General features: G+C 68.2%; 20 protein-coding genes. 12 read left to right on the plus strand and 8 right to left on the minus strand.

Features of this window, described 5'->3' with window-relative positions; all coding sequences use genetic code 11:
• The first annotated feature begins 2 nt into the window (after nucleotides 1–2).
• The 7 genes from smc to PCQ86_RS10825 all read left to right on the plus strand — a co-directional run bounded on the left by smc (nucleotide 3) and on the right by PCQ86_RS10825 (nucleotide 12215).
• The gene (gene smc, locus PCQ86_RS10795; protein WP_270173697.1) at nucleotides 3–3527 is read left to right on the plus strand and encodes a chromosome segregation protein SMC; all 3525 of its coding nucleotides are present in this window, start codon (nucleotides 3–5) and stop codon (nucleotides 3525–3527) included.
• Between the two features lie 13 nt (nucleotides 3528–3540).
• Entirely contained in the window at nucleotides 3541–4668 is a 1128-nt protein-coding gene (locus PCQ86_RS10800) for a cell division protein FtsZ (protein WP_270173698.1), read from the plus strand.
• 8 nt (nucleotides 4669–4676) lie between these two features.
• Nucleotides 4677–5051, plus strand: coding sequence for a hypothetical protein (locus tag PCQ86_RS10805; protein WP_088886865.1), 375 nt, complete (start codon nucleotides 4677–4679; stop codon nucleotides 5049–5051).
• An 11-nt stretch (nucleotides 5052–5062) separates the two neighbouring features.
• Nucleotides 5063–7258, plus strand: coding sequence for an NAD-dependent DNA ligase LigA (ligA, locus tag PCQ86_RS10810; RefSeq protein ID WP_270173699.1), 2196 nt, complete (start codon nucleotides 5063–5065; stop codon nucleotides 7256–7258).
• A complete protein-coding gene (locus PCQ86_RS10815) occupies nucleotides 7259–8209 on the plus strand; it encodes a patatin-like phospholipase family protein (RefSeq protein WP_270173700.1) in 951 nt (316 codons plus the stop codon). It abuts the gene before it with no gap.
• A gap of 246 nt (nucleotides 8210–8455) precedes the next feature.
• Complete coding sequence (locus tag PCQ86_RS10820; protein WP_270173701.1) at nucleotides 8456–10996, plus strand: penicillin-binding protein 1A; 2541 nt, start codon at nucleotides 8456–8458, stop codon at nucleotides 10994–10996.
• 16 nt (nucleotides 10997–11012) lie between these two features.
• Nucleotides 11013–12215: an MFS transporter gene (locus tag PCQ86_RS10825; protein ID WP_270173702.1), complete on the plus strand. Its 1203-nt coding sequence runs from the start codon at nucleotides 11013–11015 to the stop codon at nucleotides 12213–12215.
• Here the strand turns inward: PCQ86_RS10825 and PCQ86_RS10830 are convergent.
• The gene (locus PCQ86_RS10830) at nucleotides 12208–12756 is read right to left on the minus strand and encodes an NUDIX hydrolase (protein ID WP_011805322.1); all 549 of its coding nucleotides are present in this window, start codon (nucleotides 12754–12756) and stop codon (nucleotides 12208–12210) included. The genes PCQ86_RS10825 and PCQ86_RS10830 overlap by 8 nt on opposite strands.
• A 70-nt stretch (nucleotides 12757–12826) precedes the next feature.
• Complete coding sequence (locus PCQ86_RS10835; RefSeq protein WP_015913224.1) at nucleotides 12827–13522, minus strand: fumarylacetoacetate hydrolase family protein; 696 nt, start codon at nucleotides 13520–13522, stop codon at nucleotides 12827–12829.
• Between the two features lie 118 nt (nucleotides 13523–13640).
• On the opposite strand from PCQ86_RS10835, the gene maiA reads away from it, so the two are divergent.
• Both maiA and pgeF read left to right on the plus strand, forming a co-directional pair.
• Nucleotides 13641–14309: a maleylacetoacetate isomerase gene (maiA, locus tag PCQ86_RS10840; RefSeq protein ID WP_270173703.1), complete on the plus strand. Its 669-nt coding sequence runs from the start codon at nucleotides 13641–13643 to the stop codon at nucleotides 14307–14309.
• A gap of 5 nt (nucleotides 14310–14314) precedes the next feature.
• Nucleotides 14315–15166 (plus strand): peptidoglycan editing factor PgeF, encoded by an 852-nt coding sequence (gene pgeF, locus PCQ86_RS10845; protein WP_270173704.1) that lies wholly within the window; start codon nucleotides 14315–14317, stop codon nucleotides 15164–15166.
• Here the strand turns inward: pgeF and PCQ86_RS10850 are convergent.
• The gene (locus tag PCQ86_RS10850; RefSeq protein ID WP_011805318.1) at nucleotides 15083–15373 is read right to left on the minus strand and encodes a hypothetical protein; all 291 of its coding nucleotides are present in this window, start codon (nucleotides 15371–15373) and stop codon (nucleotides 15083–15085) included. The two genes, pgeF and PCQ86_RS10850, sit on opposite strands and share 84 nt — an antisense overlap.
• Nucleotides 15374–15526: 153 nt before the next feature.
• Here PCQ86_RS10850 and PCQ86_RS10855 point away from each other — a divergent pair, with 153 nt between their 5' ends.
• The 3 genes from PCQ86_RS10855 to phbB all read left to right on the plus strand — a co-directional run bounded on the left by PCQ86_RS10855 (nucleotide 15527) and on the right by phbB (nucleotide 19556).
• Nucleotides 15527–17245 (plus strand): PHA/PHB synthase family protein, encoded by a 1719-nt coding sequence (locus tag PCQ86_RS10855; protein ID WP_270173705.1) that lies wholly within the window; start codon nucleotides 15527–15529, stop codon nucleotides 17243–17245.
• A 149-nt stretch (nucleotides 17246–17394) separates the two neighbouring features.
• On the plus strand, nucleotides 17395–18573 hold the full coding sequence (locus tag PCQ86_RS10860) for an acetyl-CoA C-acetyltransferase (protein ID WP_270173706.1): 1179 nt from the start codon (nucleotides 17395–17397) through the stop codon (nucleotides 18571–18573).
• A gap of 245 nt (nucleotides 18574–18818) precedes the next feature.
• Nucleotides 18819–19556, plus strand: a complete 738-nt coding sequence (phbB, locus tag PCQ86_RS10865; protein ID WP_015913416.1) for an acetoacetyl-CoA reductase — start codon at nucleotides 18819–18821, stop codon at nucleotides 19554–19556.
• A 449-nt stretch (nucleotides 19557–20005) separates the two neighbouring features.
• Here the strand turns inward: phbB and PCQ86_RS10870 are convergent, their stop codons facing one another.
• Genes PCQ86_RS10870 through dapD form a run of 5 tightly spaced genes read right to left on the minus strand, consistent with a single transcriptional unit; the run spans nucleotide 20006 to nucleotide 26212 of the window.
• On the minus strand, nucleotides 20006–21976 hold the full coding sequence (locus PCQ86_RS10870) for an ABC-F family ATP-binding cassette domain-containing protein (protein WP_270173707.1): 1971 nt from the start codon (nucleotides 21974–21976) through the stop codon (nucleotides 20006–20008).
• A gap of 46 nt (nucleotides 21977–22022) precedes the next feature.
• Nucleotides 22023–22952 (minus strand): 50S ribosomal protein L3 N(5)-glutamine methyltransferase, encoded by a 930-nt coding sequence (prmB, locus tag PCQ86_RS10875; protein WP_270173708.1) that lies wholly within the window; start codon nucleotides 22950–22952, stop codon nucleotides 22023–22025.
• Nucleotides 22949–24124 (minus strand): succinyl-diaminopimelate desuccinylase, encoded by a 1176-nt coding sequence (gene dapE, locus PCQ86_RS10880; RefSeq protein WP_270173709.1) that lies wholly within the window; start codon nucleotides 24122–24124, stop codon nucleotides 22949–22951. Before dapE ends, prmB begins: the two co-directional genes overlap by 4 nt.
• Before the next feature lie 43 nt (nucleotides 24125–24167).
• Nucleotides 24168–25331, minus strand: a complete 1164-nt coding sequence (locus PCQ86_RS10885) for a PilT/PilU family type 4a pilus ATPase (protein WP_088886622.1) — start codon at nucleotides 25329–25331, stop codon at nucleotides 24168–24170.
• 56 nt (nucleotides 25332–25387) lie between these two features.
• Complete coding sequence (dapD, locus tag PCQ86_RS10890) at nucleotides 25388–26212, minus strand: 2,3,4,5-tetrahydropyridine-2,6-dicarboxylate N-succinyltransferase (RefSeq protein ID WP_015913412.1); 825 nt, start codon at nucleotides 26210–26212, stop codon at nucleotides 25388–25390.
• Nucleotides 26213–26216: the final 4 nt, after the last annotated feature.

Below are 26216 nucleotides of genomic sequence, written 5' to 3' on the forward strand. Positions count from 1 at the left end.
CCGTGCGTCTTAACTCGATCAAACTCGCCGGCTTCAAGTCGTTTGCCGAGCCCACCAACTTCATGCTGCCGGGGCAACTCGTGGGCGTGGTGGGCCCCAACGGTTGCGGCAAGTCCAACATCATGGACGCCGTGCGCTGGGTGCTGGGCGAGAGCAAGGCCAGCGAGCTGCGCGGCGAGAGCATGCAGGACGTGATCTTCAACGGCACCACCAGCCGCAAGCCGGCCAGCCGTTCCAGCGTGGAGCTGACGTTCGACAACAGCGACCACCGCGCCGGCGGGCAGTGGAACCAGTTCACCGAGATTGCCGTCAAGCGCGTACTCACGCGCGACGGCACCAGCAGCTACTTCATCAACAACCAGCCGGTGCGTCGCCGCGACGTGCAGGACGTGTTCCTGGGCACGGGCCTGGGCCCGCGCGCCTACGCCATCATCGGCCAGGGCACGATCAGCCGCATCATCGAAAGTCGCCCTGAGGAACTGCGCCTGTTCCTTGAAGAAGCTGCGGGCGTGTCCAAGTACAAGGAGCGCCGGCGCGAAACCGAGAATCGCCTGTCCGACACGCGGGAGAACCTCACGCGCGTGGAAGACATCTTGCGGGAGCTGAACGCCAACCTCGAAAAGCTGGAAAAGCAGGCCGAGGTGGCCGCGCGCTACAACGCGCTGCAGCAGGACGTGACCCTCAAGCAGCACCAGCTGTGGTTCCTGAAGCGCGCCGAGGCGGAAAGCGAACAGGCCCGCGTGCGCACCGAGGGCCTGGCCGCCGTGAACGACCTGGAGTCGCGCATGGCCGACCTGCGCCATGTGGAGGCCGACCTGGAGACCATCCGCCAGGCGCACTACGAGGCGGGCGACAAGGTCAACCAGGCACAGGGGCGCCTCTATGAGGCCACGGCCGAGGTCGGCAAGCTGGAAGCCGAGATCCGCTACGTGGTCGAGGGCCGCCAGCGCGTGGAGCAGCGCCTGGTGCAACTGGCAGAGCAGATCGCCCAGTGGTCCGCGCGCAAGGAAGAGGCTGAAGCCGAAGTCGAAGGCATCGAAGGCGCCGGCATGAATGCCGAGGAGCAGGCCGAGATCCTGGCCGCACAGGTCGAGGAGCAGGCGACACGCCTGCCCGAGCTGGAAGACGCCCTGCGCCAGAGCCAGCAGCGCAGCGACGAGCAGCGCGCCGCCGTGGCGCAGGTGCAGCAGCAGATCCAGGTGCTGGCGGCCGAGCAGCGCAGCCTGGACGAGCAAAGCCGCCAGTTGGAGGCGCGCCTGGAGCGCCTGCGCACCGACCGCAATGCCCTGGCTGCGCCCGACGAGGCGCGCCTGGCCAACCTGCGCCAGCAGTTGCAGCAGGCCGAGGAAGGCGCCGAGATGGCCGAGGCGCGCCTGGCCGAGCTGCAGGACAGCGTGCCCCAGCTCGACGAGGACCGCCGTGCGCGCCAGCAGGTCGTGAACCAGGAAACGGCCCGGCAGGCCGACCTGTCCGCGCGGCTGGAAGCGCTCAAGGCCTTGCAGGAGAAGGTCAAGGTGGACGGCAAGCTCCAGCCCTGGCTGGCCAAGCACGGGTTGGAAGGGCTGCAGGGACTGTGGAGCCGCATCCACATCGAACCCGGCTGGGAGAACGCGCTGGAGGCCGCGCTGCGCGAGCGCCTGGCCGCGCTGCCCGTGGGCCGGCTGGACATGGTGCGCGGCTTCCTGGGCGCGGGCGGGCAGGACGCGCCTCCGGCGCGGCTGGCTTTCTACAGCGCGCCGTCTGCGCCCGCGCCCGAAACCCCCGCTGGTTCATCGCGCTTGTCGGATCTGCTGCGCGTGCACGACGCCGGGCTGCACGCCGTGCTCGTGGACTGGCTGCAGGGCTGCTACACCGCGCAGACGCTGGACGATGCGCTGAACCGCCGTGCGCAGTTGCAGCCGGGCGAGGCCATCTATGTGGCAGCCGGCCATGCCGTGGGCGCGCACAGCGTGAGTTTTTATGCGCAGGACTCCGAGCAGTCCGGCCTGCTGGCCCGGGCGCAGGAGATCGAACACCTGGAGAAGGAGCTGCGTGCCCAGGCATTGATTGCCGAGGAGGCGCGCACGGCGCTGGTGCGTGCCGAGAGCCTGTACGCCGACGCGGCGCAGCGCCTGGTGGCCGCGCGCCGCGAGGCCAGCGAGGCCCAAGGCCGCGCGCACGAGCTGCAGGTCGAGACCCTGCGCCTGTCCCAACTGGCCGAGCAGACCCGGGCGCGTAGCGAGCAGATTGGCGCCGACCTGTCCGAGGTCGAGGCGCAGTTGGGCGACCTGCAGGAGCGCCGCGTCACCGCGGAGGCGCGTTTTGAAGAACTGGACATGCAACTGGCCGACAGCCAGGAGCGCCATGCGCAGCTGGGCGACCGTGTGATCGAGGCCGAGCGCCGCCTGGCCGAATGCCGTGAACAGCAGCGCGCGCTGGAGCGCCAGGCGCAGGAGGCCCAGTTCTCCCAGCGCAGCCTGCAGGCCCGGCGTGCCGAGCTGGCGCGCACCATCGACACCGCGGCCACCCAGGCACGCGCGTTGCACGATGAGCGCCAGCGCGCGCAGGACGAGCTTTCGCGCCTGTCCGATGCCGCCGCCCAGGGCGGCCTGCAACAGGCGCTGGACCTGAAGATCGAGCGCGAAAAAGACCTGGCCGCCCAGCGCAGCCAGTACGACGACCTGACGGCGCGGCTGCGCGCCAGCGACGAACTGCGCATGCAGAACGAGCGCACGCTGGAGCCCCTGCGCGCACGCATCACGGAGTTCCAGCTCAAGGAGCAGGCGGCGCGCCTGGGCCTGGAGCAGTACAGCACGCTGCTGGCGGACGCGCAGGCCGACCTGGCGGCGGTGGAGCGCTCCATCCAGGACGGTGGCGTGCGCATGGCGGGGTTGCAGGGCGAGATCGACCGCCTGCACCGCGAGATCACGGCGCTGGGCGCGGTGAACCTGGCCGCGCTGGAGGAGCTGCAGCTCGCGCGCGAGCGCAAGGGCTTCCTGGACGCGCAGACCGAAGACCTGACGCTGGCCATGACCACGCTGGAGGACGCCATCCGCAAGATCGACGGCGAGACGCGCACCCTGCTGTCGGGCACCTTTGAGACCGTCAACGGGCACTTCGGCCGCATGTTCCCCGAACTGTTCGGCGGCGGCCAGGCCAAGCTCATCATGACGGGTGACGAGATCCTCGACTCCGGCGTGCAGGTCATGGCCCAGCCGCCGGGCAAGAAGAACCAGACCATCCACCTGCTGTCGGGCGGCGAGAAAGCACTCACCGCGATCGCGCTGGTGTTCGCCATCTTCCAGCTCAACCCCGCTCCGTTCTGCCTGCTGGACGAAGTGGACGCACCGCTGGATGATGCCAACACCGAGCGGTATGCCAAGCTGGTGTCCAGCATGTCCAAGGGAACGCAGTTCCTCTTCATCAGCCACAACAAGATCGCCATGGAGATGGCCGAGCAACTGATCGGTGTCACCATGCAGGAGCAGGGCGTGTCGCGCATCGTGGCCGTGGACATGGAGTCCGCGCTGTCCATGGCCGAGGCCTGACCCCGTATTCACCATGAGCAACTTCCAACTTGGTCTCATCATCGCCGGCGCGCTCGTGCTGATCGTCGTCGTCGCCTACAACGCCTGGACAACCCACCGCAACGCGCCCAAGCGCCCGCGGCCGGCCGAGGCCGATCCCGCGCAGGAGCCGGCGGCGCGCCATGAGCCCGCCTTTGATGGCGCGGTGCTTACCGGCGCGGTGCTCACCGGCGCGGGGCTTGCCGGGAGCGGCGCCGAAGGCGAGGCCGAGCCTGGCTTTGACGGTCATGCCGTGGATCTGCGTGATGCGCTGGACCTGCCCGTGCCCACGGCCGAGCGCCGCGGCGGGCTGGATCCGCTGATCGACGCCATCGCGCCCATCGTGGCCGAGCAGCAGGTTTCGGGCGATGCGGCCCTGGCCGCGCTGCCGCCCACGCGCCGCGCGGGCAGCAAGCCGTTCGCGGTGGAGGGCTTCAACGACGCCGCGCAGCAGTGGGAAACCCCCCAGCCCGGCCAGCGCTACCTGCAGTTCCAGGCGGGCGTGCAACTGGCCAACCGCCTGGGTGCGCTCAACGAGATCGAGTTCTCCGAATTCGTCATGAAGGCCCAGGGCTTCGCCGACGCGATCAATGCCGCGCCCGACTTTCCCGACATGCTGCACGAGGTGGCCCGCGCGCGCGAGCTGGACCAGTTCGCCAGCGAGCACGATGCGCAGCTCACCTTCGTGCTGCGGGCGCGCCACGCGGCCTGGAGTCCCGGCTACGTGCAGCAGAACGCCGCACGCCTGGGTCTCGTCGCCGGCGCCATTCCGGGCCGGCTGGTGCTGCCGGCGCAGGGTCCGGGCCTGCCGCCCGTGCTCACGCTGACCTACGACGCGCAGGCCGCCATGTCCGACGACCCCGAGCAGTCCGCCGTGCGCGACATCGTGCTGAGCCTGGACGTGGCCCAGGTCCACCGCTCGCAGCAGCCCTTTGCGCGCCTGCGCGAGGTGGCGGCCGCGCTCGGTGAGGCCATGGACGGCGTGCTGTGCGACCAGAACGGCACGCCGCTGCCTGCCATGACCATGGAGCCCATCGCCGCCGATCTTGAGCAGCTGTACGACAAGCTGGACAGCCGCGAACTCTCGGCCGGCTCCGCACTGGCGCGGCGCCTGTTCAGCTAGGAACCGGCATGATCGACCTGCGCGCCCATGATGTCCGGTGTTTCCTCCCGGCCCAGGACTTCGCGCTGTCCAAGGCGTTCTACGCGGCCCTGGGCTGCACCCTGGAATGGTCGGACGAAGACTTGGCCCTGTTCCACCTGGGCGGGGCGCGGTTCTATCTGCAGCGCTACTACGTGAAGGAATGGGCGGACAACTGCATGCTGCACATTTCCGTGCAAGACGCGGCCCAGTGTTTTGCAGACGTTTCGCAGCTCATCGGCACGGGCCGCTTTCCTGGGGCCCGCGTGTCCGCGCCGAAGCAGGAACCGTACGGCGCGTGCGTGACCTACGTCTGGGACCCGTCGGGCGTGCTGCTGCACCTCGCCCAATGGGACCGGGCCTGACCCTTTCCGGCATGACTGAACAATCCAGCCTTTTTCCCGCTCCCGCGCCCAAGGGGTCTGCGCTGGTAGCTACAAAAATCAAAGCGCTTCGCGAGCAGTTGAACCGCTGGGCGCACGAGTACTACGTCCAGGACACGCCGAGCGTGCCCGATGCCGAGTATGACCGCGCGTTCCAGCAGCTGCAGGCGCTGGAGGGCGCTTACCCCGACCTGGTGACGCCCGACTCGCCCACGCAGCGCGTGCTGGGCGCGGTGCTGGACGGGCTGACACCGGTGCGCCACCGCGTGCCCATGCTCAGCATCCGCACCGAAACCGACACCGAGGCCAGCGGCGCCCAAGCCTTCGACGCGCGCGTGCGCCGTGAACTGAAGCTGCCGCCCGATGCGCCGCCGGTGGAATACGTGGCCGAACCCAAGTTCGACGGCCTGGCGATGAGCCTGCGTTACGAGGGCGGGCGCCTGGTGCAGGCCGCCACGCGCGGTGACGGCGAGGTGGGCGAGGACGTGACGCACAACGTGCGCACCATCCGCCAGATCCCCCTGAGCCTGCCCGCCGGCGTGCCGCCGGTGCTGGAGGTGCGCGGGGAGGTCTACATGCGCCGCGCGGACTTCGACGCACTCAACGAGCGCCAGCGCGAGAAGGGCGACAAAACCTTCGTCAACCCGCGCAACGCCGCCGCCGGCGCGGTGCGCCAGTTGGACTCAGGCATCACCGCGCAGCGGCCGCTGTCCTTCTTCGCCTACGGCCTGGGCGAGGTCACGCCGGCCGCTGAGGGCGGGCCCGACTTCGGCACGCACTTCGGCATGCTGCAGCAGCTCAAGGAATGGGGCTTTCCGGTTGCAGCCCAGGTGCAGATTGCGCAAGGCGCTTCTGAACTCATAGCGTTCCATCAGCGTGTGGGGGCCGAACGGGACGCGCTGCCCTACGACATCGACGGCGTGGTCTACAAGGTCAACAGCCTGGCACTGCAGCGCCAGCTGGGCTTTGTGACGCGCGAGCCGCGCTGGGCCGTGGCCCACAAGTACCCGGCCCAGGAGATGGTCACGCGCGTGGAGGGCATCGACGTGCAGGTGGGCCGCACGGGCAAGCTGACGCCCGTGGCGCGACTCGCGCCGGTGTTCGTGGGCGGCGTCACGGTGACCAATGCCACGCTGCACAACCTGTTCGAGCTGCGCCGCAAGAAAGTGCGCGTGGGCGACCAGGTGATCGTGCGCCGCGCGGGCGACGTGATTCCCGAGGTGGTGGGCGTGGTGCCGGCGGGCGCAGGCCTGGCAGTGCTGGCGGGCTCCGACGCGCTGGTGGACGCCGCCAGCAGCGCGGACGGCACCGCACCCGCGCAGCCGCTGGCGGGGCCGCGCCAACCCTACGTGCCTAACTTCCGCATGCCGCGCCAGTGCCCCATCTGCGGCAGCGCCGTGGTGCGCGAGCCGGGCGAGGTCAACCACCGCTGCTCCGGCGGGCTGTTCTGCCCCGCGCAGCGCAAACAGGCGGTGCTGCACTTCGCACAGCGCCGCGCCATGGACATCGAGGGCCTGGGCGAGAAGCTGGTGGACCAGCTCGTGGATGGCCACGTGATCCGCACGCTGCCCGACCTGTACCGGCTCGGGCTGTCCAGCCTTACGCAGCTCGACCGCATGGCCGAGAAGTCCGCGCAGAACGTGCTGGATGCGCTCGACAAATCCAAGCGCACCACGCTGGCGCGCTTTCTCTTCGGCCTGGGCATCCGCCATGTGGGCGAGGCCACGGCCAAGGACCTGGCACGCCACTTCGGCCGGCTCGACGCCATCATGGATGCGGGCGTGGAGCAGTTGCTGCAGGTGAACGACGTGGGGCCCGTGGTGGCCGAGGCCATCCACACCTTCTTCGCGCAACCGCACAACCGCGAGGTGGTGGAGCAGCTGCGCGCCTGCGGCGTCACCTGGGACGAGAGCGAGCCCGCTGCCGCCGCCACGCTGCCCCTGGCGGGCATGACCGTGGTGCTGACCGGCACGCTGCCCACCCTGGGCCGCGACGCGGCCAAGGACCTGCTGGAGTCCGCCGGTGCCAAGGTGGCGGGCTCGGTCAGCAAGAAGACGCACTACGTGGTGGCCGGCGCCGACGCGGGCAGCAAGCTCGCCAAGGCGCAGGAACTGGGCATCCCCGTGCTGGACGAGGACGGGTTGCATGCGTTGCTGCGGGGCACACCGCCCAACGCAGGTGGGGCCTAGATGGCACTGACCCGCCGCGCCCCACGGCTGGGCCTTGCGCTGGGCAGCGGCTCGGCGCGCGGCTGGGCGCACATCGGCGTGCTGCAGGCGCTGCGGGAGGAGGGCGTGCGGCTGGACGTGATCTGCGGCTCCTCCATCGGCGCGCTGGTGGGCGCGGCCTACGCGGGGGGCGAACTGGAGCGCTTTGCCGACTGGGTGCAGGGCCTGGGCCTGCGCGATGTGTTCGGCTTCATGGACTTCAATCTGTCGGGCGGCATGCTCAAGGGCGAAAAGCTCATCGCCTTCTGGCGCCGCAACTTCGCCGATTTCGACATCGACGCGTCGCCGCTGCCCTTCGGCGCGGTGGCGACCGACCTGCACTCGGGTGCCGAAGTCTGGCTGCGCCACGGCTCCATCGCCGACGCGGTGCGCGCTTCCATCGCGCTACCGGGCCTGTTCACCCCCGTGAACCACACCGACGGGCGGCTGCTGGTGGATGGCGGACTCGTCAACCCCGTGCCCGCATCGCTGGCCCGTGCCATGGGTGCGGACATCGTCATCGCCGTGGACCTGAATTCCGACATCCTGCACCGCCACATGCATCCGCTGGCGGTGGTGCGCGAGCCGGATGCCTCCGTGCCCACGGATGCGGCGCCGGTCCCTGGGCCGGAGCCGGTGCCCGAACCGCTGGTCAGCGCCGACTGGATGCGCCGCCTGAAGTTCTGGGCGCCCGCCAGCGGCGAGGCGCCTCCCCCCAAGCCATCGGCGCTGGACGTGATCATGACCAGCGTGAACATCATGCAGATGCGCATCACCCGCAGCCGCATGGCGGGTGACCCGCCCGAGGTGGTGATCGCCCCGCGCCTGGCGCATTTGGGCCTGCTGGACTTTCACCGTGCCAGCGAAGCCATTGCCGAGGGCCGGCGCGCCGCCCATGCCAGCCTGCCGCAGTTGCGCCAGTTCATGGGCTGAGGTGGTGGCGCGGGCCACCGGGCGGTCAGTGGCATCCGTACAGCGGCCCAGCCTTGCGCGGGATTGGCGGTATAAAGCAGGCCCGGCCCGTCGCCAGGCGCCGCGGCTGGTGCGGCGACCGGCGCGGCGGCGCGTGTTCTGCCTGCCGCGCATGGCCGGGCACCCCTGTCTACGCATTGCTTCTGAATTCATAGCTGCTAGCGCTTGCTGATAAAGCGCTACAGGCCATTTTTGCCCATAAATTACATGGATCTTTCCACGACCCTGCGAGCCCGCTGGGCCCGCCTGCGGCCCGCGCTGGCGCAACTGTTGCACCGGCCCGAGCGCTGGCTGTCCGCGCATGGCCTGGTGTGGCTGCTGGCGGCGCTGGCGCTGGCCGGCGTGCTGTATGTGCTGGTGCTGATCCCGTTCACGCCGGGGATCAGCGACATCCGCAAGGCCAAGAGCGACCAGCCTGCGCAGCTGGTGTCTGCCGACGGGCGGCTGCTCGCCGAGTACCGGTGGGTGAACCGCGAATGGGTGCCGCTGGAGACCATCGCCAAGCCCGTGGTCGATGCGCTCATCGCCACCGAGGACCACCGTTTCTACGACCACTTCGGCCTGGACTGGCGGCGCACGCTGTCGGCCGTCGTGCGCACCGTGGGCGGTGACAAGCAGGGCGGCTCCACCATCACCCAGCAGCTTGCGCGCAATCTCTACCCCGAGGACATCGGCCGCGCGCCCACGCTCACGCGCAAGATCAAGGAGGCGATCACCGCGCTGAAGATCGAGTGGCTGTACTCCAAGGACGAGATCCTGGAGACCTACCTGAACACGGTGCCCTTCCTCTACAACGCCTACGGCATCGAGATGGCGGCGCGCACGTACTTCGACAAGTCGGCCGACAAGCTCAACGTGCTGGAGAGCGCCACGCTGATCGGCATGCTCAAGGGCACGGCCTACTACAACCCGGTGCTCAACCCCGAGCGCGCGCAGGCCCGGCGCAACACCGTGCTGGCGCAAATGGCCAAGCGGGGCAAGCTCTCGCAGGCGGAATACGAGCGGCTGATCAAGCGCCCGCTGCGCATCCGCTTCGAGCGGCAGGCCGAGGTGGCGGGACTTGCACCGCACCTGGCGCAGCAGCTGCGCCGCCAGCTCATCGACTGGGCCGACCGCAACGGCTACAGCCTGTATTCCGATGGGTTGGTGATCCGCACCACCATCGACGGGCGGCTGCAGGAGATGGCCAACCGGGCCGTGCAGCAGCAGGGCCGGGCGCTGCAGGGCGTGGCTGACGGTGCGTGGGCGCCGCGCAGCGCCTGGGGCCCCAAGAGCGCGCTGGTGCAACAGCTGGTGCGCGAGTCGCCCCAGTACGAAAAGGCGGTGGCCGGGGGGGCCGCACCCGAGGAGGCGCTGCGCGAGCTGCTGGACGACGGTAGCTTCCTGCGCACGCTGCGCCAGTCCAAGACCCGCGTGCAGGCCGGCTTCATGGCCATGGACCCGCGCAGCGGTGCGGTGCTGGCCTGGGTGGGCAGCCGCGATTACGCGACCGATCCGTTCGACCACGTGCAGGCCGCACGCCGACAGCCGGGCTCCACCTTCAAGCCCTTCGTGTACGGCGCGGCCTTTGCGATGGGACTGCAGCCGACCGACACGCTGCTGGACACCGCGGTGGAGATCCCCCTGGGTGGCAAGCGGGTCTGGCGCCCCACGGACGGCCGCACGCCGCCCAGCGAGGAGCCCATGACGCTGCGCGACGGGCTGGCGTACTCCAAGAACACCATCACCGCACAGCTCATGCAGAAGGTGGGGCCGGCGCGCGTGGTGCAACTGGCCCGCGCCATGGGCGTGCGCGAGTCCGAACTGGAGGCCGTGCCCGCGCTGGCGCTGGGCACGAGCTCGGTCACGCTCAAGGAGATGGTCGCCGCCTACGGCACCATCGCCAACGGCGGGCGTTACCTGGCACCCCGGGTCATCACGCGCATCGAGGACAAGCACGGCAAGCTGCTGGAGGAATTCAAACCTGCATCGCCCGAGCGCGCGCTGGACGTCACCGCCGCGCAGCAGCTGCGCGACGCGCTGCGCGGCGTGGTGGACAAAGGCACGGGCGCGGCCATCCGCAGCCGCTACGGCATCACGGCGGACGTGGCGGGCAAGACCGGCACCACGCAGGACAACACCGACGGCTGGTTCATCCTGATGCATCCGCAGCTTGTCGCGGGGGCCTGGGCGGGCTTCAACGACGGGCGCATCACCCTGCGCAGCGACTACTGGGGGCAGGGCGCGCACAGCGCGCTGCCCATGGTGGGGGACGTGTTCCGCCAGGCCCTGCGCGGCAAGGTCATCGACGCGCGCGAGCGCTTCGTGGATGAGGAGGAAAGCTCCTGGATCGGCTCGGCCGCAGGCACGCTGCGCAACTGGGTCTATGACCTGTTTGGTCGTCCCACGGGTGAGCAGGCCGGCCCGGCGGGCGCTCCGGCGCCGCAGCCCGAACTGCCGCAGACGCCGGCGCCGGCCGCCAGCGCCCCGCCGCCGGAAGAGCGCCCCGAGATCACGGATGCGCCCCTTGTGCCGCTGCAGGAGGTCACGCCCCGCCCCGCGCCGGCCGAGCCGCCGGTGTGGGTGACCGAGCCGGATGCACCGTTGCCGGTTCCGCCAGCCGCTGCTCCGGCGGCGCCCCCGGCGCCACCCGGTGCCGGCCCCACCGTGCCGCAGGTCGTTCCTGGCGTGGTGGTCGATCCCGTGCAGCGTGGCGTGGTCGTACCCCGGCCGCAGGACAACGCGCCGTTCTTCGTCGAAACCCGCTGACCACGGCCCCCTTGGCATGCAGACGCCGCGCCAACCCTCGCCAGCGCGCGTCCCCGCCGCCGTATGGGCGCTGGGCCTGGTGAGCATGCTGATGGACATCTCGTCCGAGATGATCCACAGCCTGTTGCCGATGTTCATGGTGGGCGCGCTGGGCATGTCGGCCTTCGCGGTGGGCCTCATCGAAGGTCTGGCAGAAGCCACGGCGCTGATCGTCAAGGTGTTCTCGGGCACGCTCAGCGACTATCTTGGCAGGCGCAAGGGGCTGGCGTTGCTGGGCTATGGGCTGGGGGCGGTCACCAAGCCGCTCTTTGCGCTGGCTTCGGGCGCCGGCTTGATCGTGACAGCGCGCCTGATCGATCGGGTGGGCAAAGGCATCCGCGGCGCACCGCGCGATGCGCTGGTGGCCGATGTGACCCCGCCGGAGATTCGCGGTGCCGCGTTCGGCCTGCGCCAGTCACTGGACACGGTGGGCGCCTTCGTCGGGCCGCTGCTGGCCGTGGGCCTAATGCTGCTGTGGGCCAACGACTTTCGCGCCGTGTTCTGGGTGGCGGTGGTGCCGGGCGTGCTGTCGGTGGCCGTGCTGGCCTGGGGCGTGCGCGAGCCTGCGTCCCAAGGGGGCGTGCGCCGCACCAACCCCATCCGGCGCGAGAACATCCGCCACCTGGGGCCCGCCTATTGGTGGGTGGTGGCCGTGGGTGCGGTGTTCACGCTGGCACGTTTCAGCGAAGCCTTCCTGGTGCTGCGCGCCCAGAACATCGGCATACCCATGGCACTCGTGCCCCTGGTGATGGTGGCCATGAACCTGGTGTATGCGGCGGCGGCCTATCCATTTGGCAAGCTGTCGGACCGCGTGAGCCACACGCGGCTGCTGGCCTGGGGCCTGGTGGTGCTGATCCTGTCGGACGTGCTGCTCGCAACGGCCCAGCACTGGACCCTGGTGATTGCCGGCGTGGCCGTATGGGGCATTCACATGGGCATGACGCAGGGCCTGCTGTCGGCCATGGTGGCGGATGCAACTCCGGCCGACCTGCGCGGCACGGCCTATGGCGTGTTCCACCTGGCCAGTGGTTTGGCCATGCTGGTGGCCAGCGCGGTGGCTGGGTTGCTCTGGGATGCCGTGGGGCCGGCAGCCACGTTCTGGGCCGGCGGTGCGTTTACGGCGCTGTGCCTTGCGGGTCTCGGTTGGCGCAGCGCAGGGGCTGGCCGGTTGCTCAGGTGATGTCGATGCAGTGCATGCCGAAGTGCCCCGCGCGACGGTCGGCAAAGAATTGCTCCAGCGTGTGCTTGACGGTGCGAAACGCGATCTCGTCCCAGGGGATCTCGTCCTCGGTGAACAGGCGTGCCTCGATGGTCTCGTGGCCGGGGTCGAAGCGGTCGCTGAGCAGCGTGGCCAGGTAAAAAAGGTGCACCTGACCCGCCTGCGGCACGTTCAGCAGCGAAAACAGCGGGCCCATCTGGATTTGCGCGCCCGCTTCCTCGTCGGTCTCGCGCGCGGCGCCCTCGACGGTGGTCTCGTCCAGTTCCATGAAGCCGGCCGGCAAGGTCCACTTGCCGCGGCGCGGCTCGATGTTGCGCTTGCACAGCAGCACGTGGTCGCCCAGTACCGGCACCGTTCCCACCACCATCAGCGGGTTTTCGTAGTGGATTACGTTGCAACTGGGGCAGACGGCGCGCTCGCGCGTGTCACCGTCGTCGGGCACGCGGTAGGCCACGGCCGTTCCGCAGGCGCGGCAATGCTTGATGGGGCGGCGGAAATTCATCGTTGTATGAATAAAAAACGGCTGCAGCGCTTATGGAGAAAGCGCTAGCAGCTATTTTTATGATAGTGAATCAGGCCACGGCCACGCGCAGCGTGCCCAGGCCGTCGATGCCGCCTTCCAGCACGTCGCCGCGCACCACCGCGCCCACCCCCTCGGGGGTGCCGGTGAAGATCAGGTCGCCGGGCTGCAGCTCCCACGCGGCGGACAGATGTTCGATGGTCTCGGCGATGTTCCAGATCAGCTGGCCCACGCTGCTGCGCTGGCGGTCCGTGCCGTTGACCTGCAGCCAGATGGCTGCCTGCTGCACGTCGCCCGCCTGCGCCGCGGGCGTGATCGGGCCGATGGGCGCGCTGGCCTCGAAGCCCTTGCCGATGCACCAGGGGCGGCCCTGCTTCTTCATCTCGCCCTGCAGGTCGCGACGCGTCATGTCCAGGCCCACGGCGTAACCCCAGATGTGCGACAGCGCGTCGGCCGCGGCGATGTGCTTGCCGCCCTTGCCGATGGCCACCACCAGCTCGATCTCGTGGTGCAAGTCCTTGGTCAGCGTGGGGTAGGGCATCTGGCCGGTCTCGCCCGGGTTCACGGGCAGCACGGCGTCGGCGGGCTTCATGAAGAAGAACGGCGGCTCGCGGCCGGTGAAGCCCATTTCCTTGGCATGCTCGGCATAGTTGCGGCCCACGCAGTAGATGCGGTGCACGGGAAAGCGCTGGGTTGAGCCCACGACGGGCACGCTGGCCTGCGGTGCGGGAGGGATCACATAGCTCATGGTTCTCTCGGTGGTAGCGGCGGTGTGAAGGGATGAAGCAGTGTGCCACGGCGCGGCGCCGCGCATGGGCGGGGGCCCGCATTACGCCCGGCGCCGGCTTGGCTTATGCTGCGGCCGCATGAAGCTCTACAACTACTTCCGCTCCTCGGCATCGTTTCGCGTGCGCATCGCGCTGGAAGTCAAGGGCCTGCCCTATGACTACCTGCCGGTCCACCTGGTCAAGGCAGAGCATTTGGCGCCCGGCTATGCCGACCGCGTGGGTGACACGCTGGTGCCGGCGTTGCAGACCGATGACGGCCACCTGCTCACGCAGTCGATGGCGATCATCGAATATCTGGACGAGACCCACCGCGAGCCTGCGCTGCTGCCGGGCGACGCGCTGGCACGCGCGCGCGTGCGGGCGCTGGCGCAGATGGTGGCCTGCGAGATCCACCCCCTGAACAACCTGCGCGTGCTCAAGTACCTCAAGCACCAGCTGCAGGTGGAAGACGCCGCCAAGGACGCCTGGTACCGCCACTGGGTGCGCAAGGGCCTGGAGGCGTTCGAGCGGCAGCTGGGGCTGCTGGACGGTGAACGCCAGGCCGCCGGGCTGGCGGCCTCGCGCCTGTGCTGGGGCGATGCGCCCACGCTGGCCGACTGCTGCCTGGTGCCGCAGATTTTCAACGGCCGGCGCTTCCATGTGGACATGGACGGCCTGCCGCGCACGATGGCCGCGTTCGACGCATGCATGGCGCTGCCGGCCTTCCAGCGCGCGCAGCCGTCTGCCTGCCCGGACCACGAGGCCTGAAGCCCGTGGCACAGACCGCTCCCTCCGCAGTTCCGCACGACTGGCTGGTTCCGGACTGGCCCGTGCCCGCCCGGGTACGTGCGCTGTGCACCACGCGCAACGGCGGCGTGAGCGCGCCGCCCTGGGACAGCTTCAACCTGGGCCGCTTCGTGGGCGACGACCCCGCCGCCGTGCAGGCCAACTGGGCTGCGCTGCAGGATGCGCTGGGCGCTGGCGGCTCCGCGGTACGGGCGTCATACCTGCGCCAGGTGCATGGCACGGCGGTGCAACCGCTGGACGCGCACACGCCCGATGGGCTGGACGCCGATGGCTGCACCACGCAGGCCGCAGGCGTGGCCTGCATCGTGATGGCGGCGGATTGCCTGCCGGTACTGTTCACCAACCGCGCGGGTACGCGCGTGGCCGCGGCGCATGCGGGCTGGCGCGGTCTGGCCGCAGGAGTGTTGGAATCGACTTTGGAGTGTTTCAGGCCCGCAGCGCAGGCAGGTCAAGCGCAAGCAGCTATTGAAAACGGAGCGACGGCGGATGCGGATGACGTAATGGCCTGGCTGGGGCCCTGCATCGGCCCCGAGGCCTTCGAGGTGGGCGCGGAGGTGCGCGAGGCCTTCTGTGTGCAGGATCCGCGGGCGGCCGCGTACTTTCGCCCGCATGCCAGCGATGGCAAGTGGCTGGCGGACCTGGCCGGGCTGGCACGCCACCGCCTGCGCGCCTGCGGTGTTACGGCGCTGTACGGCAACGACAGCACCAGCGCCTGGTGCACGGTGGCCAATCCGTTACGGTTCTTTTCGCACCGGCGGGACACCTCCCGGCTTGGCAGCAGCGGGCGCATGGCCGCCTGCATCTGGCTGGCCGCCTGAGGCGGCTTCCACCTCGGCCTGCTGCCGGGCGCGCAGCGCGCGCTTTCGCCCGGGCGTGCCCAGGATGTAGAGCACGATGGACATGGGCAGCAGCCCGTACAGCACGAAGGTGACGCTGGCGCCCAGCGCCGTGCCGTTGGCGGACGTGGCCTCGGCCAAGGCCATCAACACGGTGACATACAGCCATGCGATAACCACCAGGTACATGATCGATTCCGAAAGGGCAAAGCGGCGATTGTGGCCGGCTTGCCACGGCGGCGGAAACCCAAAGCCCTGCGAATGCGCTGCAGTTTTCTGCGGCACCGCCTGCTGGGCAACAATGACACATGGGGCCCGCGCCTGGGCCGCGATGGAGGCTGCATGAGCACGAATTTCGACGCCAGCTGGGCCGACAGCGCCCGGCAGTTTCAGCAGATGGTGGGCGAGGGCTGGAGTCAGATGCTGCAGGTCCTGCAGCCCAAGGAAATGGGCGCCGCGCTGTCCATGCCACCTGCCGGCCCGGTGAGCTTCGCGCCCGACAAGCTGGCTGCGGTGCAGCAGCGGTACCTGCAAGAGGTGCAGGCGCTGTGGAGCCACGCGCTGCATCACGACGATGCACCCCTCAGCAACGACCGCCGGTTCGCGGGCGAGAATTGGGCGCACAACCCGTTGTCGGCGTTCTCGGTCGCGGCCTACCAGTTGCAGGCGCACGCGCTCATGGGACTGGTCGACGCGGTGCAGGCCGACGACAAGACCCGCGCACGCATCCGCTTCAGCGTGGAGCAATGGCTGGCCGCCATGGCGCCCAGCAACTTCCTGGTGTTCAACGCGGATGCGCAGCAAAAGGCCCTGGAAACGCACGGCGAGAGCATCGCCAAGGGCGTGGCCAACCTGCTGCACGACTTGGGCCAGGGGCATATCTCGATGACCGACGAGAGCCGCTTCGAAGTGGGTCGCAACGTGGCCACCACCGAGGGTGCCGTGGTGTTCGAGAACGAGCTGTTCCAGCTGCTGGAATACAAGCCGCTCACCCCCAAGGTGTACGAGCGGCCCCTGCTCATGGTGCCTCCGTGCATCAACAAGTACTACATCCTGGACCTGCAGCCCGACAACTCGCTGATCCGCCATGCCGTGGCCCAGGGCCACCGCACCTTCGTGGTGAGCTGGCGCAACCCCGATGCGTCGCTGGCGCACAAGACCTGGGACGACTACATCGACGAGGCCGTGCTCACGGCCATCGCCACCGTGCAGCAGATCGCTGGCGCCAAGCAGATCAACGCCCTGGGCTTTTGCGTGGGCGGCACCATGCTGGCCACGGCGCTCGCGGTGCTGGCGGCGCGTGGCGAGGAGCCCGTGGCCAGTTGCACTTTCCTGACCACGCTGATCGATTTTGCCGACACCGGCATCCTCGATGTGTTCATCGACGAAGGCTTCGTGCGCATGCGCGAACTGCAGATGGGGCAGGGCGGGCTCATGAAGGGCCAGGACCTGGCATCCACCTTCAGCTTTCTGCGCCCGAACGACCTGGTGTGGAACTACGTGGTGGGCAACTATCTCAAGGGCGAGACGCCGCCGCCCTTCGACCTGCTGTACTGGAACAGCGACAGCACCAACCTGCCTGGGCCGTACTACGCCTGGTACCTGCGCAACTTCTACCTGGAGAACAACCTTATCCGGCCGGGGCGGCTCACCGTGTGCGGCGAGCCACTCGACCTGACCCAGGTCCAACTGCCTGTGTACATCTACGGCTCGCGCGAGGATCACATCGTGCCGATCGGCGCGGCCTACGCTTCCACGCAAGTATTGCCGGGGGACAAGCGTTTCGTGATGGGCGCGTCGGGCCATATCGCTGGGGTCATCAACCCGCCCGCCAAGAAAAAGCGCAGCCACTGGCTGCGCGAGGATGGGCAACTGCCCGCCACGCTGGATGCATGGCTGGCTGGGGCCACCGAATTGCCCGGCAGTTGGTGGGACGACTGGTGCGCATGGCTGCACGGCCACGCCGGTCGGCAGATCGCCGCACCCAAGGCCTATGGAAAGGCGCCGAAGTTCAAGGCCATCGAACCCGCGCCAGGGCGCTACGTGCAGCAAAAGGCCTGAGTCTGGCGCCGCACGCTCCCGGGGCGGCGTTGCGGCGTTGCGGCGCGCTGCGGGGTGACTACGCAATAGTCCTGACACCGGGCCGACAGACAATGGCTACTGGCCTGCGGCCGTGCAGCCGGCAGGTGCCACTCCCGAAAGGACTCACCATGGAAGACATCGTCATCGTTTCCGCCGTGCGCACGCCCGTGGGCAAGTTTGGCGGCGCACTGGCCAAGACCCCCGCGACCGATCTGGGCGCCATCGTCATCCGTGAGGCGCTGGCACGCGCCCGCGTCGCTCCCGATCAGGTGGGCGAGGTCATCATGGGCCAGGTGCTTGCGGCCGGCTGCGGCCAGAACCCGGCCCGCCAGGCCATGATGAAGGCGGGGCTGGCCCAGGAGACGCCCGCGCTCACCATCAACGCCGTGTGCGGCTCGGGTCTCAAGGCCGTGATGCTGGCCGCCCAGGCCGTGGCGACGGGCGACAGCGAGATCGTCGTGGCCGGCGGCCAGGAGAACATGAGCCTGGCACCGCACGTGCTCAATGGCTCGCGCGAAGGCCAGCGCATGGGCGACTGGAAGCTGGTCGACACCATGATCGTCGACGGCCTGTGGGACGTGTACAACCAGTACCACATGGGCATCACGGCCGAGAACGTGGCCAGGCAGCACGGCATCACGCGCGAGATGCAGGATGCGCTGGCGCTGGCCAGCCAGCAAAAGGCCGCAGCCGCCCAGGACGCAGGGCGCTTCACGGACGAGATCGTGCCGGTGACACTTGCGCAGAAGAAGGGCGACCCCGTCATATTCGCGGCAGACGAATATCTCAACCGCAAAACCAGTGCCGAAGCTTTGGGTGGCCTGCGCCCCGCTTTCGACAAGGCCGGCTCGGTCACGGCGGGCAATGCCTCGGGCATCAATGACGGTGCGGCCGCCGTGGTGGTGATGAGTGCCACCAAGGCTGCGGCCCTGGGCCTGCAACCGCTGGCCCGCATTGCGGCCTACGGCACCAGCGGACTGGACCCCGCCACCATGGGCATGGGCCCGGTGCCGGCATCCCGCAAGACATTGCAGCGCGCGGGCTGGAGCGTGGGCGATGTGGACCTGTTCGAACTCAACGAGGCCTTCGCTGCCCAAGCGTGCGCGGTGAACAAAGAACTCGGCATCGATCCCGCCAAGGTCAACGTGAATGGCGGCGCCATCGCCATCGGTCACCCCATCGGTGCCTCGGGCTGCCGCGTGTTGGTGACCCTGCTGCACGAAATGCAGCGCCGCGATGCCAGGAAGGGCCTGGCCGCGCTGTGCATTGGTGGAGGCATGGGCGTGTCCATGGCGCTGGAGCGTTGAAGGCGCGGCACCCTTTGGGACGGGTGCCCTGCATGCAAAAAGGCCGCACGGGGAAGCCCGTACGGCCTTTTTTGTCGGCGCAGGCGGCAACGGCTGGCTACGGAGTGCAAAAACGCGATGATGCCCGGTTTTTTGCGCCGCAACAATAATGCCGGGGCGCAGTGTTTTCCTCCTCGGTATTGTCGTAATTCTTGGGTAGAGTGGTCACTGATCTGATTCACTTTTGACACATCCAAGGAGCACACATGAGCCAGAAAGTTGCGTACGTCACCGGGGGTATGGGGGGCATCGGCACGGCCATCTGTCAGCGTCTGCACCGGGACGGGTTCAAGGTCATCGCCGGGTGCGGCCCCACGCGCGACTACAACAAGTGGCTGGGCGAGCAAAAGGCGCTGGGCTATACGTTTTACGCGTCGGTCGGGAACGTGGGCAACTGGGAGTCCACGGTGGAGGCCTTCACCCAGGCCAAGGCCGAGCATGGCAGTGTGGATGTGTTGGTGAACAACGCCGGCATCACACGCGACCGCATGTTCCTCAAGATGTCGCGCGAGGACTGGGACGCTGTCATCGAAACCAACCTCAACAGCATGTTCAACGTGACCAAGCAGGTCGTTGCAGACATGGTGGACAAGGGCTGGGGCCGCATCATCAACATCAGCAGCGTGAACGGCGAGAAAGGCCAGGCCGGCCAGACCAACTACTCGGCGGCGAAGGCGGGCATGCACGGTTTTTCGATGGCGCTGGCGCAGGAGCTGGCCACCAAGGGCGTGACGGTGAATACCGTGAGCCCCGGCTATATCGGCACCGACATGGTCAAGGCGATCCGCCCAGATGTGCTGGAAAAGATCGTCGCCACTGTGCCCGTGAAGCGCTTGGGCGAACCCAGCGAGATCGCGTCCATCATTTCGTGGCTGGCCTCCGAAGAGGGCGGCTATGCCACCGGGGCGGATTTCTCGGTCAACGGCGGCCTGCACATGGGCTGACCTAGCGGCAGCTGGAAAAGGCTGCCCTGAAATGCAAAAGGAACGTGGCAGCACGTTCCTTTTTTGTCTCCACCCTGAAGTGGGCGGTGTGAATCGGGGCCGGTAGCTCCCGGCGGGCCCTGGCAGTGGCTTGGAATTGCGCAGTGCGGCGATTCCTCCAACGAACGGCCTTCAGAACAGGCCGAGTGGACGCTTACAGGCGGGCCGGGGCGCGCTTGCGGTCACGTTCGTCTTCGGGCCAGGCAGAGAGGATTGCAGTCATGGTCATAGGGAAAACTCCTTAGATGTACCCACAACGCGGCCCCCTGGGAGGGCGTTGACAGTGCGCTGCAAAAAAATGCAACACCGGGATATCCCCAGAATTTACTCCTGAAAAAGGAGCTGTCTGCGCTTTATGCGTAAGGCTTGGAGGCTGTTTTTATACATATACCAAAAATACCTGTAGCCCCTCAGCGCGCCAGTTCCTCCAGCGCTGAGGAAACATCCAGCCACTTTTCCTCAAGGGCTGTCACCTCTTCGGTGCAGTCCTTGAGCCTCCGTCCGCATTCCGCGATCTCCGCGGGGGGCAACGGCTGCATGAGCCGTTCTTCCAACTGCGCTTTTTCCCGGTTCAGGGCTTCCAGGCGCTGGTCGATTTTTTCCAGCTCTCGCTTGAGGGGGCGGGTTTTCTCGGCCAGTTGCTGGCGGGCCTGGGCTTCCTGGCGGCGCTGTTCGCGGGCGTCGCGCAGGGGAGGGGCGGCAGTGGCGGTTGGGGACGCGGCCTCGGCAACGACCACCTGCTCGGCTGCGCGGGCCAGTTCGCGCAGGCGTTTGGACTCCTCAAGCAGGTAGCGCTGGTAATCGTCCACATCGCCGTCGAAAGGCGCCACGGCACCCCGGCCCACCAGCCAGAACTCATCGCACACGGCGCGCAGCAGCGCCCGGTCGTGGCTGACCAGCATCACCGTGCCCTCGAACTCGTTGAGCGCCATGGACAACGCCTCACGCGTGGCCAGGTCCAGGTGGTTGGTGGGCTCGTCCAGCAGCAGCAGGTTGGGACGCTGCCAGACGATCATGGCCAGCACCAGGCGAGCCTTCTCCCCGCCGCTCATGGTGCCCACGGCCTGGTGCACCATGTCGCCGCTGAAGTTGAAGCTGCCCAGGAAGTTGCGCAGGTCCTGCTCGCGGCTGGGTTCCTGGGCCTGGGCACCCAGTTCGCGCGCCAGGCGCACCATGTGCTCCAGCGGGTTATCGCCGGGGCGCAGCACGTCCAGCTCCTGCTGCGCGAAGTAGCCGATCGACAGGCCCTTGCCCTCGGTCAGGGTGCCGGAGAGCGGCGCCATGGTGCGGGCGATGGTCTTGACCAGCGTGGACTTGCCCTGGCCGTTGGCGCCCAAAATGCCGATGCGCTGGCCGGCCAGCACCGAGCGGTTCACGTGGCGCAGGATGGTGGTCTCGCTGCCATCCTCGGCGCGATAACCGAAGGACGCGTCGGTGATGGCCAGCATCGGGTTGGGCAGGTTGGCCGGCTCCTTGAACTCGAAGGTGAAGTCGGCCGAGGCCAGCACGGGGGCGATCTTCTCCATGCGCTCCAGCGCCTTCACGCGGCTTTGTGCCTGTTTGGCCTTGGTGGCCTTGGCCTTGAACCGATCGATGAATTTCTGCAGGTGCGCGATCTTGTCCTGCTGGCGCTCGTAGGCCGACTGCTGCAGTTCCAGCTGCTGGGCGCGCAGCTCCTCGAACTTGCTGTAGTTGCCGCCGTAGCGGGTCAGGCGCGCGTTATCGATGTGCAGCGTGACCTGGGTCACGGCGTCGAGGAATTCGCGGTCGTGGCTGATGACGACCAAGGTACCATTGTAGCGCTGTAGCCACGCTTCCAGCCATACCAGCGCGTCCAGGTCCAAGTGGTTGGTGGGCTCGTCCAGCAGCAGCAGGTCGCTGGGGCACATCAGCGCGCGCGCCAGTTGCAGGCGCATGCGCCAGCCGCCGGAGAAGCTGTTGACCGGGCGCTCCAGTTCCGCCACCTGAAAGCCCAGACCCAGGATGAGCGCCTGCGCGCGCGCGGTGGCGTCGTGCGCACCGGCGTCTGCCAGGTCGGAATGCGCCTGGGCGATGGCCATGCCATCACCCGCCTGCTCGGCCGTGTGCAGCGCCTGGCGCAGCTCCGACAAACGGGTGTCGCCCTCCAGTACGAAGGCGGTGGCAGACTCGTCCGTCTCTGGCATGTTCTGCGCCACCTGGGCCATGCGCCAGGCCGCGGGCAGGAAGAAGTCACCGCCGTCTTCGTGCAGCGAACCATTGAGCAGCGCAAACAGCGTGGACTTGCCAGCGCCGTTACGCCCGACCAGGCCGACATGCTCCCCGGGGTTGATGGTGACGGAGACGCCGTCGAGCAATACCTTGGCGCTGCGGCGCAGCGTGACGTTCTTCAGGGTGATCATGGGTCAAAACCAATGGACGGGGCGGGGGCCGGACGGGCCGGCGCCGTCACTTTGCGGAAGCGAGTGGGAGCAGGGCCTGGCGCGTGAGCAGCAGCACCTGGTCGCTGCCGGCGCTGGTCTCCAGCCAGAACACGGGCAGGTCGGGAAAGGCGGCCTCGAAGTGTTCGCGTTCGTTGCCGATCTCCAGCACCAGCACGGCGTCTTCGCTCATGCGCGCCGGGGCGTCGGCCAACAGCTGGCGAATGAAGTCCATGCCGTCGCTGCCGCCGCGCATATTGCCGGACAGGGCCAGCTCGGGCTCGGCCCGGTATTCGGGCGGCAGCTGGGCCATGCTGGCGGCGTTGACGTAGGGCGGGTTGCACAGGATCAGGTCCCAGGGGCCGGGCAGGGCGGCCAGGCCGTCGGACTCGACCAGCGTGATGCGCTCCTGCAGCCCGTGCCGGTCCACGTTGATGCGGGCTACGGCCAACGCGTCGGGCGAGAGGTCGGCGCCCGTCACCTGCACGTCGGGATACGCCATGGCGGCCAGCACGGCCAGGCTGCCGTTGCCGGTGCACAGGTCGAGCACGTGGCGCGTCTGGTCGCTGAGCCAGTCGTCGATGCTGCCGTCGGCCAGCAGTTCGGCAATGAAGCTGCGCGGCACGATGGCGCGCTCATCCACGTAGAACGGCACGCCCTGCAACCAGGCCTCGCGCGTGAGGTAGGCAGCCGGTTTGCGCGTGGCGATGCGTTCTTCAAAAAGCGTAGCTACCAGCGCTTGATGGGCGGGCGTTACAGGCCGATTTACCACTGAACCTTCAGCACCCTCGTCGAGCACGCTGTCCAGCGGCAGCCCCAGGCGCCACAGCACCAGCCAGGCGGCCTCGTCCTGTGCGTTGGCGGTGCCGTGGCCGAAGGCCACGCCGGCCTGTGTGAGGCGCGCGGCGCCGCTGGCGACCAGCGCACCGACGGTGTCACCGTGCACTTTCGCGGTCATGCGCCCGCCAGTGCGTTGAGGTGCTCGAGCGTGCGGCGGTAGATGTTCTTGAGCGGCTCGATGTCGACCAAGCGCACGTTCTCGTCGATCTTGTGGATGCTGGCGTTGGGCGGGCCCAGCTCGATCACCTGGGGGCAAATCTGTGCAATGAAGCGCCCGTCGCTGGTGCCGCCGGTGGTGGACAGCTCGGTTTCCAGGCCGGTCTCCGCGCGGATGGCTTGCTGCACCGCCTGCACCAGTTCGCCCGGCGTGGTCAGGAAGGGCTGGCCGCCCAGCGTCCAGGTCAGGTCGTATTCCAGTCCGTGGCGGTCCAGTACCGCATGCACGCGCTGCTGCAGCCCTTCGGCGGTCGATTCGGTGCTGAAGCGGAAGTTGAAGTCGATCACCACCTGGCCGGGGATCACGTTGGTCGCGCCGGTGCCGCCATGGATGTTGCTCATCTGCCAGCTGGTCGGCGGAAAGAAGGCGTTGCCCTCATCCCACACGGTGGCGGCGAGCTCGGTGAGCGCGGGCACGGCCTGGTGGATGGGGTTGCGCGCCAGCTGCGGGTAGGCGATGTGGCCCTGCACCCCCCGCACGGTGAGCCGCCCGGACAGCGTGCCGCGGCGGCCGTTCTTGATCATGTCGCCGGTCTGCTCGACCGAGGTAGGCTCGCCCACGATGCACCAGTCCAGCCGCTCCCCGCGCGCGCGCAACTGCTCAATGACCACCTTGGTGCCGTCCACCGAGGGGCCTTCCTCGTCGCTGGTCAGCAGCAGCGCGATGTCCAGGCGCGGGTCGGGCGTAGCGGCCAGGAATTCCTCGACCGCGACGACGAATGCGGCGATCGAGGCCTTCATGTCACTCGCGCCGCGGCCGTACAGGCGGCCGTCCCGGTGTGTGGGGGTGAACGGCGGGCTGCTCCACTGCTCCACGGGGCCCGTGGGCACCACGTCGGTGTGGCCGGCGAATACTATTGTTTTGGTAGCTGTTTGCGCTTGTCCAGAGAGCGCTGCAGTGCGTTTTGACCACAAATTGCTGACGCGGAAGTTCTCGGGCCCGCTGTCCAGTCGCTCGCAGGCAAAGCCCAAGGGAGCGAGGCGCCGGGCCAGCAGGTCCAGGCAGCCCGCGTCGTCGGGCGTGACGGAGGGGCGGGCGATGAGCTGTTCGGTCAGTAGCAGGGTGGGGGACATGGGTACAGGCGGCGCACTGCCGTGCAGCGGCCGCGAAACGGGCTCAGGCGGGCTTGACGTCCAGCACGATCTCGGTGAACGAGGGGGCATCGTCCTCGGACTGTTGGCCGGCATCGTTGACGGCGCGCGCCGACTTCGCGGCAGCCGAGAAGTCGTTTTGCAGGCGCCACATGAGGTTGGTGGGGGAATCGGCGTAGGCCAGGCCTTCCTTGCGGTCGATCTTGCCCTCCAGGATCAGGTGGGCCAGCGCTTCCTCGAAGGTCTGCGAGCCTTCGGCCATGGATTTTTCCATGGCCTCGCGGATCCCCGAGAAGTCGCCCTTTTCCACCAGCTCGGCCACCAGCTTGGTGTTGAGCATGACCTCCGCCGCGGGTACGCGGTCGCCGGTCGTGGTGCGTACCAGGCGCTGCGAGATGATGGCCTTGAGGGCGGACGCCAGGTCGCCCAGCATCGTGGGGCGCACCTCCACGGGGTAGAACGACAGGATGCGGTTGAGGGCGTGGTAGCTGTTGTTGCCGTGCAGCGTGGCCAGACACAGGTGGCCCGACTGGGCGTAGGCGATGGCGGCGGACATGGTCTCGCGGTCGCGGATTTCGCCGATCAGGATCACGTCGGGCGCCTGTCGTAGCGCGTTCTTGAGCGCGGTCTGCAGCGACTGGGTGTCGCTGCCGATCTCCCGCTGGTTGACGATGGACTTCTTGTTCTTGAACTGGTATTCGACCGGGTCCTCCACCGTGAGGATGTGGCCGGTCATGGACTCGTTGCGCGCGTCCAGCATCGCCGCCAGCGTCGTGCTCTTGCCCGAGCCCGTGGCGCCCACGAGCAGGATCAGGCCGCGCTTTTCCATGATCAGCTCGCTGAGCACCGGCGGCAGGTGCAGCGTGGACAACTGCGGGATGTTCTGCGTGATGAAGCGGATCACCACCGCATAGGTGCCGCGCTGGCGCATCGCGCTGACGCGAAAGCGCCCCACGCCGGTGAGCGGCACACCCATGTTGAGCTCACCGGTCTCTTCCAGCTCTTCGATGCGGTCGGGGGGGACGATCTCGGACAGCAGGTTCTTGGGCGCGTCGGGCGGCAGGATCTGGCTGTTGATCGGCACGCATTCGCCGTTGATCTTGATCAGCGCCGGTGCGTTGGCCGACAGGTAGACATCGGATGCCTTCTTGTCGGCCATCAGGCGCAGAATCCGCTCCATCGTGCTCATGCTGGTTCCCTCTCAGTGCTGGTTATGTATGCGTGCAGTGCCGGTGCGGCGTAGCTTCAGTCGCGCAGCAGGTCGTTCAGGCTGGTGGTGGAGCGGGTCTTGGCGTCCACCTTCTTGACGATGATGGCCGCGTACATGCTGTAGCGGCCGCCGTCCTTGGGCAGGTTGCCGCTGACCACCACGGAGCCTGCGGGCACGCGGCCGTAGGTGGTCTCGCCCGTGGTGCGGTCGTAGATCGGCGTGCTCTGACCGATGTACACGCCCATGCTGATGACCGAGTTCTCTTCGACGATCACGCCCTCGACGACTTCGGAGCGCGCGCCGATGAAGCAGTTGTCCTCGATGATGGTCGGGTTGGCCTGCAGGGGCTCGAGCACGCCGCCCAGCCCCACGCCGCCGGACAGGTGCACGTTCTTTCCGACCTGCGCGCACGAGCCCACGGTGGCCCAGGTGTCCACCATGGTGCCTTCGTCCACATAGGCGCCGATGTTCACGTAGCTGGGCATCAGGATCGCGCCCTTGGCGATGAAGCTGCCGCGGCGCGCCACGGCCGGCGGCACCACGCGCACGCCGGTGGCGGCCATCTCGTCGGCGGACAGGTGGGCGAACTTGGTGGGCACCTTGTCGAAGAAGCCCAGGTCGCCGGCCTTCATGAGCTCGTTGTCCTTCAGGCGGAACGACAGCAGCACGGCCTTCTTGATCCACTGGTGCACGGTCCACTGGCCCACGCCCTCGCGCGTGGCCACGCGCAGCCTGCCGTTGTTGAGTTCGGCGATCACATGCTCGACGGCATCCACCACTTCCTTGGGCGCGGCGGAGGGCGAGAGGCTGGCGCGGTTGTCCCAGGCGTTGTCGATCAGGGTCTGCAATTGTTGGGTCATGGAT

It is taken from the genome of Diaphorobacter sp. ED-3, assembly GCF_027625375.1.
Taxonomy (GTDB): Bacteria; Pseudomonadota; Gammaproteobacteria; order Burkholderiales; family Burkholderiaceae_C; genus Diaphorobacter; species Diaphorobacter nitroreducens.

Bases quoted from the DNA above. Each gene is read 5' to 3' on its own strand.
- dapE (WP_270173709.1), bottom strand. From the start codon at position 24,124: ATGTCCCCCACCCTGCTACTGACCGAACAGCTCATCGCCCGCCCCTCC.
- phbB (WP_015913416.1), top strand. From the start codon at position 18,819: ATGAGCCAGAAAGTTGCGTACGTCACCGGGGGTATGGGGGGCATCGGC.
- PCQ86_RS10855 (WP_270173705.1), top strand. From the start codon at position 15,527: ATGAGCACGAATTTCGACGCCAGCTGGGCCGACAGCGCCCGGCAGTTT.
- PCQ86_RS10820 (WP_270173701.1), top strand. From the start codon at position 8,456: ATGGATCTTTCCACGACCCTGCGAGCCCGCTGGGCCCGCCTGCGGCCC.
- ligA (WP_270173699.1), top strand. From the start codon at position 5,063: ATGACTGAACAATCCAGCCTTTTTCCCGCTCCCGCGCCCAAGGGGTCT.
- PCQ86_RS10835 (WP_015913224.1), bottom strand. From the start codon at position 13,522: ATGAGCTATGTGATCCCTCCCGCACCGCAGGCCAGCGTGCCCGTCGTG.
- PCQ86_RS10805 (WP_088886865.1), top strand. From the start codon at position 4,677: ATGATCGACCTGCGCGCCCATGATGTCCGGTGTTTCCTCCCGGCCCAG.
- PCQ86_RS10860 (WP_270173706.1), top strand. From the start codon at position 17,395: ATGGAAGACATCGTCATCGTTTCCGCCGTGCGCACGCCCGTGGGCAAG.
- maiA (WP_270173703.1), top strand. From the start codon at position 13,641: ATGAAGCTCTACAACTACTTCCGCTCCTCGGCATCGTTTCGCGTGCGC.
- PCQ86_RS10885 (WP_088886622.1), bottom strand. From the start codon at position 25,331: ATGAGCACGATGGAGCGGATTCTGCGCCTGATGGCCGACAAGAAGGCA.
- PCQ86_RS10830 (WP_011805322.1), bottom strand. From the start codon at position 12,756: ATGAATTTCCGCCGCCCCATCAAGCATTGCCGCGCCTGCGGAACGGCC.
- PCQ86_RS10850 (WP_011805318.1), bottom strand. From the start codon at position 15,373: ATGTACCTGGTGGTTATCGCATGGCTGTATGTCACCGTGTTGATGGCC.
- dapD (WP_015913412.1), bottom strand. From the start codon at position 26,212: ATGACCCAACAATTGCAGACCCTGATCGACAACGCCTGGGACAACCGC.
- PCQ86_RS10800 (WP_270173698.1), top strand. From the start codon at position 3,541: ATGAGCAACTTCCAACTTGGTCTCATCATCGCCGGCGCGCTCGTGCTG.
- prmB (WP_270173708.1), bottom strand. From the start codon at position 22,952: ATGACCGCGAAAGTGCACGGTGACACCGTCGGTGCGCTGGTCGCCAGC.
- PCQ86_RS10870 (WP_270173707.1), bottom strand. From the start codon at position 21,976: ATGATCACCCTGAAGAACGTCACGCTGCGCCGCAGCGCCAAGGTATTG.
- PCQ86_RS10815 (WP_270173700.1), top strand. From the start codon at position 7,259: ATGGCACTGACCCGCCGCGCCCCACGGCTGGGCCTTGCGCTGGGCAGC.
- PCQ86_RS10825 (WP_270173702.1), top strand. From the start codon at position 11,013: ATGCAGACGCCGCGCCAACCCTCGCCAGCGCGCGTCCCCGCCGCCGTA.